General features: G+C 51.8%; 12 protein-coding genes. 7 read left to right on the top strand and 5 right to left on the bottom strand.

Annotated features, from left to right (window positions below; translation table 11 throughout):
* Positions 1-15 precede the first annotated feature (15 nt).
* The 3 genes from SOJ49_RS05665 to SOJ49_RS05655 are packed head-to-tail and all read left to right on the top strand — an operon-like array spanning position 16 to position 3,912.
* Positions 16-690: a PilX N-terminal domain-containing pilus assembly protein gene (locus SOJ49_RS05665; protein WP_369857261.1), complete on the top strand. Its 675-nt coding sequence runs from the start codon at positions 16-18 to the stop codon at positions 688-690.
* An 11-nt stretch (positions 691-701) separates the two neighbouring features.
* Positions 702-3,494 carry a hypothetical protein gene (locus SOJ49_RS05660; protein ID WP_369857260.1) on the top strand — a complete coding sequence of 931 codons (2,793 nt, stop codon included), beginning with the start codon at positions 702-704 and terminating at the stop codon, positions 3,492-3,494.
* A complete protein-coding gene (locus SOJ49_RS05655; protein WP_369857259.1) occupies positions 3,487-3,912 on the top strand; it encodes a type IV pilin protein in 426 nt (141 codons plus the stop codon). Before SOJ49_RS05660 ends, SOJ49_RS05655 begins: the two co-directional genes overlap by 8 nt.
* 145 nt (positions 3,913-4,057) lie before the next feature.
* On the opposite strand, the gene SOJ49_RS05650 is transcribed toward SOJ49_RS05655, so the two are convergent.
* Genes SOJ49_RS05650 through SOJ49_RS05640 form a run of 3 tightly spaced genes read right to left on the bottom strand, consistent with a single transcriptional unit; the run spans position 4,058 to position 7,329 of the window.
* On the bottom strand, positions 4,058-5,233 hold the full coding sequence (locus tag SOJ49_RS05650; protein WP_369857258.1) for a sodium ion-translocating decarboxylase subunit beta: 1,176 nt from the start codon (positions 5,231-5,233) through the stop codon (positions 4,058-4,060).
* Between the two features lie 15 nt (positions 5,234-5,248).
* Positions 5,249-7,018 carry a sodium-extruding oxaloacetate decarboxylase subunit alpha gene (gene oadA / locus SOJ49_RS05645; protein WP_369857257.1) on the bottom strand — a complete coding sequence of 590 codons (1,770 nt, stop codon included), beginning with the start codon at positions 7,016-7,018 and terminating at the stop codon, positions 5,249-5,251.
* Between the two features lie 59 nt (positions 7,019-7,077).
* Positions 7,078-7,329 carry an OadG family protein gene (locus SOJ49_RS05640; RefSeq protein WP_369857256.1) on the bottom strand — a complete coding sequence of 84 codons (252 nt, stop codon included), beginning with the start codon at positions 7,327-7,329 and terminating at the stop codon, positions 7,078-7,080.
* A 428-nt stretch (positions 7,330-7,757) separates the two neighbouring features.
* Here SOJ49_RS05640 and SOJ49_RS05635 point away from each other — a divergent pair, with 428 nt between their 5' ends.
* The 4 genes from SOJ49_RS05635 to SOJ49_RS05620 all read left to right on the top strand — a co-directional run bounded on the left by SOJ49_RS05635 (position 7,758) and on the right by SOJ49_RS05620 (position 11,005).
* Complete coding sequence (locus SOJ49_RS05635; protein WP_369857255.1) at positions 7,758-8,696, top strand: tRNA dihydrouridine synthase; 939 nt, start codon at positions 7,758-7,760, stop codon at positions 8,694-8,696.
* A 445-nt stretch (positions 8,697-9,141) separates the two neighbouring features.
* On the top strand, positions 9,142-9,615 hold the full coding sequence (locus SOJ49_RS05630; RefSeq protein WP_369857254.1) for a Dps family protein: 474 nt from the start codon (positions 9,142-9,144) through the stop codon (positions 9,613-9,615).
* Positions 9,616-10,147: 532 nt separating this feature from the next.
* On the top strand, positions 10,148-10,540 hold the full coding sequence (locus SOJ49_RS05625; RefSeq protein ID WP_369857253.1) for a globin: 393 nt from the start codon (positions 10,148-10,150) through the stop codon (positions 10,538-10,540).
* 108 nt (positions 10,541-10,648) lie between these two features.
* Positions 10,649-11,005, top strand: a complete 357-nt coding sequence (locus SOJ49_RS05620) for a PilZ domain-containing protein (RefSeq protein WP_369857252.1) — start codon at positions 10,649-10,651, stop codon at positions 11,003-11,005.
* Positions 11,006-11,046: 41 nt separating this feature from the next.
* Here the strand turns inward: SOJ49_RS05620 and ampE are convergent, their stop codons facing one another.
* Positions 11,047-12,081, bottom strand: a complete 1,035-nt coding sequence (ampE, locus tag SOJ49_RS05615) for a regulatory signaling modulator protein AmpE (RefSeq protein ID WP_369857251.1) — start codon at positions 12,079-12,081, stop codon at positions 11,047-11,049.
* Entirely contained in the window at positions 12,078-12,674 is a 597-nt protein-coding gene (gene ampD / locus SOJ49_RS05610) for a 1,6-anhydro-N-acetylmuramyl-L-alanine amidase AmpD (RefSeq protein ID WP_369857250.1), read from the bottom strand. The genes ampE and ampD overlap by 4 nt, the downstream gene beginning before the upstream one ends.
* Between the last annotated feature and the right edge of the window lie 132 nt (positions 12,675-12,806).

The raw sequence follows: 12,806 nt of genomic DNA, 5'->3' as shown, positions 1-12,806 counted from the left end.
CAGAGGCATAGCAACATGTCATTCCACAAGGCAGTGGCCCTTCGGCAGCAAGCAACAGCAACAGCGCTCGCATCCCACCAAAGCGGATCCGCGCTTATCGTCAGCATTATTGTCCTGCTGGTACTCACCGTTGCCGGTATTTCGGCGGTGCAATCAACCACTCTCGAAATTCGTATGGCGTCGAACAACGAAGATCGTAACCGGGCATTCCAGGCGGCAGAATATACGCTGGATCAAGCCAAAGCCTACGTTCTCGCTCTGGTAGAACAAAACAAGATTGCCGACACCTTCGGCGTCAACAAGGGCATGTACAAAACCCTGACGGTTTCAGACGGCAGCGGTGGCGGGCAAGGAACTGATAACTGCGACACCTCCACTCCCTGGCTGGCAAAAAGTGCCAAATGGAACGATGACGACTCCGTCAGTCTGTACAGCTACAACAGTGACACTCAAACCGCACTGGCGGCTCTGAAGCTGTCCAAGTCACCCCGCTTTATGATCGGCTACGACAACGACACCGACACATCCAGCCTGTGCTACACCAGTGCCGATGCCGAGGGCTATTCCAACAGCCTTGGCAGCACTGGTGCAGCGCGCCAGACCGACCGCTTTACCATCACCGTTGCAGGCTACGGCTCCCAACCCACCACCCGCGTGCGCTTACAAGCCGTATACAGCGTTTTGCACTAGGAGGTTTATTGATGAAACCGCTTCGATATCTTGCTCATCTGATTGTACTGGCTGCATTTACTCACCAGACCCTGGCGGGTGCCTGTGATCCGGTCACATCGACCTCGCTGGAGGCCGGTGCCTTTGCTGTGCTGGAAGACGGAACCGTCAGCATAGGCAGCAGCGGGGATTCAAAAACTTGCCAGGTGACCTTTTCTGGAAGTTCAACGGTCAACGTAGGCAGCAGTAATCTCTACCAGGGAGACCCGACTAAAACAGATTGTGGGCTAACAGCCAGTGATACAACGCTGGATCCTCTGACCCTGCCCACTTTTTTAACAACATCCAGTTCTGCCATTTTCAGATATAAAAACGATGGCGATACCTTTCAATATCCCAGCAACTGGTATCGCTACAATAGTAGTCAAAAGCTATTTTGTGTTAATGGTAGCTCTCCTTGTACCACCGATATTGGCTACAACACTGCTGATAGCGATCTGGGCAACTTTCTTCTCAGCATCCAGAAAAGTGGCAATACCTACACCGCAACATTCGATAATCGCTCGGGCAGTGAATGGCAGGAAATAGAAGGAGGAACAGGCAGCAAAGGAGAAATGTACTTTAACTATTACGTCGATCCTGACCCCACAATACCTGAACTTCCCTACCGCATCAGCTATCTGAATATATCTAACACCGACGTGGTCTACTTTGAACCCGGTACCTACTATATCAATAAAATGACCCTGACTGACCGAGTGACCATCAAGGTTGCCATGACAGAAACAAACGGTGATAAAGCAGGTGATGGCAGCGGAGTCGTAAAACTGCACCTGTATGATGGTACATCCTTCAAAGGTAATGGTTCCTGCATCAATGTCGCCGGTTGCGAGAATGGCAATGCCAGCGCCCGTGATACCACGCAATATCCGGAACGCCTGCAAATATGGGTGCACAACGGTGATCTGACAATAAATGACCAGGCGCAAATCGCCGCTGGTATTTATGTTGCCAATGGCACACTTGAGATCAAGGCAAATTCCCAAACCGCCTTTATTGGCGAAGCACTCGCGGCAAACATCCAGGTCGGCAACAGCTCAGGAGTAGAATACGCCTATCAGGACACCGGAATGTTCACCGACCTGTACACGGCTGCCGCTGTCGATGTGACACCAAACGACGGCATCTACAGCCTCGCGGCTCCAGCGGTCACTAGCTCCGCTAATTACGGCGACTTGACCTATATCCCCTATCAGACCGATGACACCTCAGATGCCGTCACAGGCGGTAGCGGTATTACCGGCCACTTGATGGCATTCAAACTGACCACCAGTGGCACCAGTAGCACAGCCACCTGGGATGCCAACAACAAAATGACAACCTCTCTGCGCGAAGAGCGCCTCTGGTCAACGGATGCTTCTGGCACACTGGTGAAATTTAAAAACCTGGATGACGCCGCCTTTGGAACACTCGGTACATTGAGTACCGCTCAGATCAAAAGCTACACCATCACACCTGACTATGCTGGTGGTACTTACCTCGGCAACCGGGATTCTTCCGTCTGGATCGGTGCACCCTACACCACCCAACCCGTCATTCTGGATGATCTGGTGATTTTTCAGACCGATGACGGTTTTATCTACGCCGTTGACCGCAGTGACGACGTCAATACTGGCGGACAATTAAAATGGGGGTTTATGCCCCGACCATTGGTTACCGACCTGGATGACTACACAACCTTTTATACCCAGCACACAATGGAAGGACAAATTGCAACCATTGGCGATAACATCATTGTTGGTTCTGCCAAAGGCGGTGCCATGCACTATGCCTTGAAACTAACATCCGGTGGTGATCTGGACAGCGTGCTCTGGGTGGAAGAAAGCAGCGGCGACAACCCTCATCGCCCGGTAACCTTCACCAGCAACAACAAGCAATACGCCATGTACATCACCAATAACACCGATCTGGTGGTAAGGGAGCTGACATCTGGCTCAAGTAAAACCGTTTACGATTTATCAAGTAAAACCAGCAAGGCTACCACCGCACCACTGGCTTACCAGTACTTCGCAGTCAGCGGCAGCAGCAATTTGGAAAATCTTGAAGTCTCTTTTGGCGATAACCAGGGCAACGTCTATAGCGCAGTGCTGATCGACAGTGGCTCGATGAAAGGCAGCTTGTCCTGGAAGCTGACAGGGAACATAGGCACCTCATCTACGGTGCAGAAAAACGTACTCTGGTTACAGTCGGCTACTCTCAGAGGCGAGGACTACATGGTGGCTCAAACCACAGAACGCTTAAAAGTCTTTCGCTTGCCCGCTTCCGAGACCAGTTGGCGACCCGACTGGATCAGTATGATCGGTGAATCCGGCTCTTGGAACGACGCCGGCACCACCTACACCAAAGAGACCGACCATAGCTCCAACTACGAACATATTCAGCTACTGGAATCCGACGTCACCATTACGGATCAGGTAGAAATTGCCGCCAGCGTGATCTTCTTGCCACTGCAACGAGATACCGAAGCCAGCTGTGATGCCTACTATTATCTGTATTCCCTCGACACTGGACTGTTTCCGACCAACGTTTTGCACCGTGATGCATCGGTGGATGGCAGCAACGTCAAAATTGGCACCGGCAAAGCATTCACACCCGCCGTCATTTCCATTGGTGGCACACCTACCCTGCAAGGCCATAGCGAAGAAAACATATCCCAGAGCACGACCACCGGAGAGACAATCACCAATCTCGGGCTCGATAACCCATTTACATTTACCACTGGCGACCAGGGCTGGTCTGGTTGGAGGGAACTGCTTGATGAATAACCTGAGTCCACGACGCTGCGCTGCGCGGGGCGTCACTCTGATCGAGCTGATGGTGACCATCGCGATTATTGGCATCCTGTTTGCTATCGGCATTCCGAGTTACCGCAATTACGTGATCAAGACCAACCGAAATGCCGCCACCTCCTGTTTACTGGAAATATCCCAGACACTGGAAAAGCGGTATGCAGCGGCCACCAAATACAGCGGTGCTACGCTAAAAAACAGCTGCATCGACGACGTCAGTGATAGCTATAGCATCAGCTCAACCCTGGGCACTCACACCTACACATTAAAAGCGACTCCCACTGCTAGCCAGACTGACTGGGCCTGTGGCATCCTGACCTATAACGAGGCTGGCAACAAAGGCCTGGAAACCTATAACAGCTTGAAAGGCACCAATGATATCTGCTGGTATTGACCCCAAGGGTACTAAAAGACTGCATGGCAGGGATTTTGTACCACTGCCATGCAAGACCATGTAAGCGGTTATCCACCACCCATAAAAAACGGCGCCGAAGCGCCGTTTTTTATGGGTGTAAACACATCAACATAACGCTGGTCTGTTAAGCACCAAAGTAACTGATCATCACACCAGCAGCCACCGCAGAACCGATAACACCGGCAACGTTGGGGCCCATGGCATGCATCAACAGGAAGTTCTGAGGGTTGGCATCCAGGCCGACTTTGTTGGACACTCGCGCAGCCATAGGTACAGCGGATACGCCCGCAGAGCCAATCAGGGGGTTGATCGGATCTTTCGATAACTTGTTCATGACTTTGGCCATCAGTACACCCGCTGCCGTACCAACACAAAAGGCCAACATGCCCAGAATCAGAATGCTCAGGGTGTCAAAGTTCAGGAACTTGTCTGAACTCATTTTCGACCCGACACCCAGCCCGAGGAAAATAGTCACCACGTTGATCAATGCGTTCTGGGCAGTATCACTCAGACGATCGACCACACCGGATTCCTTCATCAGGTTACCGAAGCAGAACATCCCCAGCAGCGGTGCAGCAGAAGGCAGCAACAGAGCAACCAGCACCAACAAAGTAATCGGGAAGATAATCTTCTCGGCCTTGCTGACGGTACGCAATTGCACCATCTGGATCTTGCGCTCTTCAACGGACGTCAGTGCTTTCATAATCGGCGGCTGGATCATCGGCACCAGTGCCATATAGGAATATGCCGCGACTGCAATTGCACCCAGCAGTTCTGGTGCCAGCTTCGATGCAATAAAGATCGAAGTCGGACCATCTGCACCACCAATAATCCCGATGGCGGAGGCTTGCTGCATGGTGAAATCCATCACACCGATGTCAGTAAAGAAAGCGGCACCAAACAGAGTGCCGAAAATACCAAACTGCGCCGCTGCGCCGAGCAACAGGGTTTTCGGGTTAGCCAGCAACGGACCAAAATCCGTCATAGCGCCCACGCCCATAAAGATCAGCAACGGAAACAGTCCGGTTTCAATCCCGGCATGGTAAATGTAGTACAGCAATCCAGCAGGTGAATCGAGGTGTCCATGGGCATCAAATACCGGACCGGCATAAAAACCGGCACCGGGAATATTGACGAAAATGGTACCTACTGCGATAGGCAGCAACAGCAGTGGTTCAAACTGAAACTTTGGGTGTATGGCCAGAAACAGCAACAAACAGCCAATCAGGATCATTGCACCCTGACCGGTTTCCATTTGGTACAAGCCGCTGTCATGCCACAGGTTAATCAGGCTTTCCATTCAGGCACTCCTTCCTTACGCGAGGTTGTACAGAGTGTCGCCCACTTTCACTGACACACCTTCTTTGGCTGAGACGCCGGTTACCGTACCCGTGCGTGGAGCACGTATTTCGGTTTCCATCTTCATGGCTTCTAGAATCACGACAACATCGCCTTCTTCAACCTGATCGCCAGTTTCAACCAGTACTTTCCAGACGTTACCAGCCAAAGGAGCACACACCGGATCACCATCACCCGCCGCCGCTACCTCACCGCCAGCTGCTGTCGAAGAACCGCCCATGCTCAGCGGAGCACCGTTGACAGAAGCCAGATGCGTAACGTCACCGCCATCGTCCACTTTCACCACATAATCGTTACCATCAACGGAAATGGTGAAGGTATCTTCAGCGTCGCCTTTCGGAGCAGGTTCGAATGCATCGGGATTGCCGCGATTTTCCAGGAATTTCGGAGCAATCTGCGGGAACATGGCATAGGTCAGGGCGTCATCAATCTTGTCTGCTGCCAGCGTAATGCCTTTTTCAGCCGCCAGCTTGTCGACATTGGCAATCACCTTGTCCATTTCGTTTTCGATCAGATCCGCAGGCCGACAGGTAATCACTTCCTTGCCATCCAGAACTCTGGCTTGCAATTCGGCGTTCATCGGTGCAGGAGCAGCACCGTACTCACCTTTCAGGATGCCCTGGGTTTCTTTCGAGATTGACTTGTAACGCTCACCCGTCAACACGTTCAAAACAGCCTGGGTTCCGACAATCTGGGACGTTGGTGTCACCAGAGGAATAAAGCCGAGGTCTTCACGCACCCGTGGAATTTCAGCCAGTACTTCATCGAACTTGTCGGAAGCACCTTGTTCACGCAGCTGGTTTTCCATATTGGTCAGCATGCCGCCGGGAACCTGAGCCACCAAAATACGGGAATCGGTGCCCTTGAGCGCACCTTCAAACTTCGAGTATTTTTTACGGACAGCCCGGAAATAAGCGGCAATTTCTTCCAGCAACAGCAGGTCGATACCGGTATCGCGCTCGGTTCCTGCCAAGGCAGCGACAACGGATTCTGTTGCGGTATGACCATAGGTCATGGACATTGAGGAGATGGCAGTATCAACACGGTCAATACCCGCTTCAACCGCTTTCAGGATCGTCATGTCAGACAACCCCGAAGTGGCATGAGCGTGTAACTGAACTTCCAGATCCGTCTGGGCCTTCAATTTGCTCACCAGCTCAAAAGCCACATAAGGCGTCAGCACACCGGCCATATCCTTGATGGCGATGGAGTCTGCCCCCATGTCCTCAATTTTTTTGGCAAGGCTGACCCATGATTCCATGGTATGCACCGGGCTGGTCGTGTACGACAAGGTGCCCTGTGCGTGCTTACCCTGCTTTTTAACGGCCTTGAGTGCTGTTTCCAGATTGCGTGGGTCATTCATCGCATCAAAGACACGGAATACATCCACACCGTTGGTCGCTGCACGCTCAACAAACTTCTCCACCACATCATCTGCATAATGACGATAACCCAGCAGGTTCTGGCCACGTAGCAGCATCTGATGTGGCGTTTTGGGCATAGCCTTCTTGAATTCGCGAATACGATCCCAGGGGTCTTCTCCCAGGAAACGGATACAGGAGTCAAATGTTGCACCACCCCAAGATTCCAGCGACCAGTAACCCACCTGATCGAGTTTTTCAGCAATCGGCAGCATATCGTCGATACGCATGCGAGTTGCCAGAATGGATTGGTGCGCGTCGCGTAATACGACGTCGGTGATTCCGAGTTTTTTAGAATCGGTCATGGATGATGGCCTTTTCTTCCGATAACGTTGTTAACGTTTTGGTTATTATGATTCGTGCGCTACTTTTGGCGCGCACGATGTTCCTTGACCGCAGCTGAAAGTACTTTCAACAGTTGCGGATCTACTCCCTGAGGTTGAGACCGTTTCTTTTTTGCCGCTACCGGCACGATCACTTCCTCTGGAGCATACTTGTTTACCAGCTTGGACATGAATCCGGTAACGAATACCAGCATCGTCAAGAAGACAAATACCGTACCCATACCAAAAACCATCAATTCCAAACCTTGCGTGACGAGTCCTGGCTCAGACATGCAAGCGGCTCCTTTTTAGTAATAATTTTTACGAACAGCGAGTATTTCCCCACCAATATTCACCGGCATAACCCATGTTTATAACGGGGAAAAACCGGATAAGACTACTTTAAAAGGACTAACTCTTTCAACTGTGCCAGATCAAGGCGAATTACTGGCAACCTCCAAACAGGGTCTCCAAGCTACTGAAACCAGTAGTATTTCTGAAACTTATATCAACTATAGCTTAAGCAAATAGTCCTATTGACACATTTGACCGGGATATACGGCCAAAGTGGAAGGCAAAATACTTGACCTCAACACCATATAATGCTCAATTTCCGCGCCTGATTTCGTCTACACGCTTTTTCGTCTCTGCGAGCGCTCCCATGTTGCCATTTGACCCCAACAGTTCTCTTTATATCGCGTTAGCGCCCATGGAGGGATTAATGGATTTCCATTTACGGGAAATACTGACCGCCGTCGGGGGAATTGACCATTGTGTTACCGAATTTATTCGCATCAGCCAAACGGTATTACCCAATCGCGTATTTTTAAAATATTGCCCGGAGCTGGCACAAGGCGGCAAAACCCTGGCAGGAACGCCGGTGCATATTCAATTATTAGGCAGCGATCCGGAGCTGATGGCAGCCAATGCGGCACGGGTTGCCGCACTGGGTGCACCGGCAATTGATCTCAATTTTGGCTGCCCGGCCAAAACCGTCAACCGCAGCCAGGGCGGCGCTGTGCTGTTGCAACACACTGAGCGCCTATATGCCATCACCAAGGCCGTCCGCAACGCTGTGCCTGCCCACATTCCGGTCAGTGCCAAAATGCGTCTCGGCTACACCGATAAAGCGCTGGCGCTCGACAATGCCCAGGCTCTGGCCGCTGCCGGAATCCAGTGGCTCACAGTACATGCCCGCACCAAAACGGAAGGCTACAAGCCCCCGGCATGGTGGGAGTGGATCGCCAACATCAAACAGGTTGTCGATATTCCGGTACTGGCCAACGGTGAAATCTGGACACCCGACCAGGCGGCAGCATGCCAACACCAGAGTCAGTCACGCCTGTTAATGATTGGTCGCGGCCTGGTCGCAAAACCCGATCTGGGTCTGCAGATTCGTGCGCAACAGCAAGGCTTGTTTCATCAAAAGTTAGCCTGGCAAGACTATCTGGCGTTGTTTTACCAACTCGCAGAACGACTTGAGCATCTGGAAGACAAACAACTCACTGACCGCATGAAACAGTGGCTGCATTATTTTTCGCTGCATTCCACAGAAATGGAAAGCGTCTTTCAGGCGGTCAAACGTCATCGCAGTCGCCACGACTTTTTTGCGGCACTGGAATCCATAGGCCAGACCATCAAGCTGCAACCGACTGTCTGAAGTTCCAGCCCTCCTGTTCAGACCTTATAGCATCTGACCATGGACTCAATAAAAACAATCGAATTCTAAAATCAAATACAAGATAGCTATTATTACTGTGCAAGATGAGGTGAGTAGCCGATCGGTTGCTGGTCGATCAAACAAACCGGTTTCCTGGCGGTTGATCAGCACAGACTGGCAGTGATCAGGTGAGAGAGGAAACAAGCGTCCACTGTCTGTCTATTGGCGGAAAATGACAAGCACCGGCATCTTCCGCCAGACGCAAGTATCCGAAGCACCGCCAAATTGAGAGGAACCAATTTGGGCGTATCCCAACCAATCGGGTACCCGATCAATATTTGTTGATCGACATTCAGGCATACTCACAATCGTCACACCGCCAATCATGGCAACAATGACTGGATCATGTTTTTATCCACAGACTGCTTACCCAAGGGAGAACACTATGAGCATCAATATTGGAATCAGTGATACCCATCGCCAAGCCATCGCTGACGGCCTCGGTCGACTGCTGGCGGATACTTACACCCTGTACCTGACCACCCATAACTTCCACTGGAACGTCACCGGGCCAATGTTTAATAGCCTGCATGTGATGTTTATGGATCAATACACTGAACTCTGGAATGCCGTCGATCCCATTGCAGAGCGCATTCGCTCATTGGGACACGTTGCACCAGGGTCCTACGCCCAGTTTGCCGAACTGGCCTCACTGCCTGATGCCCCAGCCATTCCACCCAAAGCAATGGATATGGTTGCCATCCTGGCTCAGGGACACGAATCGGCGGCCCGCACTGCCAGAAACCTGTATGCGCTGGTCGGTGAAGCTAACGACGAACCAACCGCAGATCTGTTAACCCAGCGCCTGACGGTGCACGAACAGACAGCCTGGATGCTGCGTTCCCTACTGGAAGACTAAGACTAACGCCCTCACCTCAGTCATCCTGCAGATGCAGCCTGCCGATCACTCCGGCAGGCTGCATGTCCAGAAACACTGACAAAAAACCACCGATACAGCAGTCGGTTTTGAGCTGATATTCCTGTCTGCGGGAGACCTTCGCCACAAAACGTCGGATACCTCCCCATAGAAGAAATAGGCACTTGCCACTCGCGATGAATGTGCAAGCTGTCTGCGGAAATTGTCTGTTACCTGTAAAAGTGCTTTTCTCCACTCGACTTCGGACTTAACCTTACGGATTTGTAGGGCGACTATCCTGTAAAACATTGTCAGTAGAGCGGTGTCTGACCGACAATGGCAGCCAGGGGGATTCTGGTCGTGTCAAAGTAATAGAAAGACAAACGGAACGCGGTTCGAAGTGAACGTTAAGTGATCATTGCAGTGTAGCTCGTTACCGGACAAAACCCAAAGCTCCCGAATAGAGGAGCAGTTTCAAGGAAAGCCTGCTCTCGAATCCGAGTCCAGGTAGCGCAGAGAAATCCAGGAGTTATCTATGAGCGATGCGGACATCGTATTCCAAAGCTACGGGCGTAGCTGCAACAACATTGTCTTCTTTGAAGACTTTTATTCCATTTTCATGAGCAAATCACACGACGTTCGGGAGATGTTCAAAAACACCAATATGGAGGCTCAACGTGCCTTGCTACGCAGCGGTATCCTATGGCTGGTGATGCACTCACGCGGCATGCCGGATACCAAAATAAAGGCCCTTGGGAAAAGTCACAGCCGTGGAGAAATGAATATCAACCCCATGTATTACAGCCTTTGGCTGGATGCTCTGATGGAAACCCTGGCGCGTCATGACCCTAAATTTTCGAAGGAGCTGGAGCTTACCTGGCGCCGGACACTCAAGCCAAGTATCGACCTGATTCAAAGCATGTATTAATCAAAAACACGCCTGACATGTCATTTTGATCTAAATAGAAACATTGACCTCCTCACAGGTTTCAGAGCAGTCTGGTGACTGTCGCATAATCCAGTGAAGGAGGTTTGCATGAACGGGCATACCGAACAACGTCATACCCCGAGAGCCGATATTTCATCCAACGTCAGTGTCTTTCAGCAGGGCGATTTGTCCTACCTTGGTTTACTACTGAACTGCTCAGATGAAGGACTGATGATATCGACCTATGAAGCCATTGAACCCGGTACCGAATTAAATCTGGAGCTGGTCGACGTACGACCTGACCTGGACGTTCACCGTACCGGTTTTTGCCAGGCAGAAGTAGTCTGGAGCAAACCCATCACCCCCAGCCTCTACAGCGCTGGCTGCCGTATGAAAGCCCCTTGCAACACACTTAACGGCATGATCAGAAGCTATCAAAAGACGGAGCCTGATCCTGTGGGTTAATAACCCAAGCCATTCATCACAGCTGGTTGCCCTGCCGACTGTCAGAGCAACCAGCCACCGATCGTTGCTACAGCAATACCTACCATCCAGATTGATACACTGCGCAAATGCAATTGCTGCCATTCATCCAGCTCCGCTGCCGCAGCCGGACAATCGGCAGCAGCACTGTGCCAACAGCGTTTTTCGTGACTGAACGACAACGCCGCACTCGCGACATCCACCAGCACTTGCTGGCTGTCGATGGCCTTTTTCCACAACAACTGACGCCATACCGGCAATGCCATCGTCATATTACCAGCCAGGCAATAGGTCAGCCCCAGCAAACGCGCAGGTGCCCATTCCAGCCAGTGTAAACACCAGCTTGATACACGATCGGCTTGCGCCTTTTTCCCAGCATCCTGATCGCCGGAACCAACGGTTTCTGACGGATCGTCTGCTGCATCCTGTTGTTCCTGCTCCGTTTGTTGTTTCGGTTCCAGCGGTTGTTCCGGCTGCTCCGGCGATTCTTCGGAGGCGCCCTCTTGTTGCCCCAATGCCTCCTGAGCACGGACAAAATGTAACGTCAGCCAGGCCAGCACAACGCCACCCACATCGGCAAACATGTACCAGAACACCATCAAAAAAAAGTACTCAAACCAGCGGTACAACACTGTATGCAAAACCTGAGCATTCAGGGTTTCCGGATCCGACGACAATGCCAACCCCGGTACTGAAACCGCTTCATCGGCACAATGAAATGCGCCCTGAATATCACCGCTGGTCAAATGTTCGCGGTAGCGTTTCAAACCCGCTCCCATATTAGCCTGAGACAGTACCAGTAATAACAGCCCGACCTCCGCCACAGCGGATGGTAATCCCCAGGCGAACGATTCCAGCCACACAAATAACAAAGCAACCAGAATACTGGGCAGTATCACCAGCAGTATCAGCCTGATGGGGGCACCCAGGCGTTCAAACCCTGGCCAGCGCTGCCACAGTGCCAGCCAGCGATCGTACAAACTGCCTTGTCCCCAGCGACGAGCCCAGGGCAACTGCTGTTGCAACAACAACGAGATAAACAGAATCAGAAATTTCATAAATCATACTCATCCGGTTTCAGGGAGTTCAGGTAGCGGCCCCAGTCAAACGCCGGGCCGGGATCCGTCTTGCGACCCGGTGCGATATCGTCATGGCCCGCGATACGGCTGCCGATCATCGGGTAGTATCGGCGCAAGGCTATCGTCACCCGAGTCAGCACCTGATACTGGGCCTCACTGTACGGGGTGTTATCGCAGCCTTCCAGCTCAATACCAATCGAAAAATCATTACAATCAGTCAGACCCTCATAGCACGATACTCCGGCGTGCCAGGCGCGATCGTTAAAGTTGACAAACTGATAGAGCGTGCCATCCCGCTCAATCAATAAATGGCTGGACACCTGCAAGCCATCGATTTCAGCAAAATACGGATGCTCGTCGACAGCCAGCTGATTGCTGAAAAAGCGTTGTATACACCCGCTGCCAAATTGACCCGGCGGCAGGCTGATATTATGAATCACCAGCAATGAAACAACCGCCGCTGGCGGACGCTGGCCAAAGTTGGGTGAGGGCACCCATTGCGCGTCGGGCAAGCGCCCGTCTTTTACGTCCAAACTGAATGTTCTCCGTACTGTTTGGGTATCTTCACTCATTCATACTACACCGGATACAATCCTCCGCACCCGACAACCGAAGCCGGCAGCGTCATGCACCCATGCCGGGTTCCGTGTAAGATTCACCACCACAAGAATCCGCGATAGTCCGGGTCGCCTATAGGATGCATC

The organism is Candidatus Thalassolituus haligoni, from assembly GCF_041222825.1.
Lineage (GTDB): Bacteria > Pseudomonadota > Gammaproteobacteria > Pseudomonadales > Oceanobacteraceae > Oceanobacter > Oceanobacter antarcticus.
The sequence above is the reverse complement of the archived record's forward strand: the minus strand, read 5'-3'. Positions and strand labels throughout refer to the sequence as shown.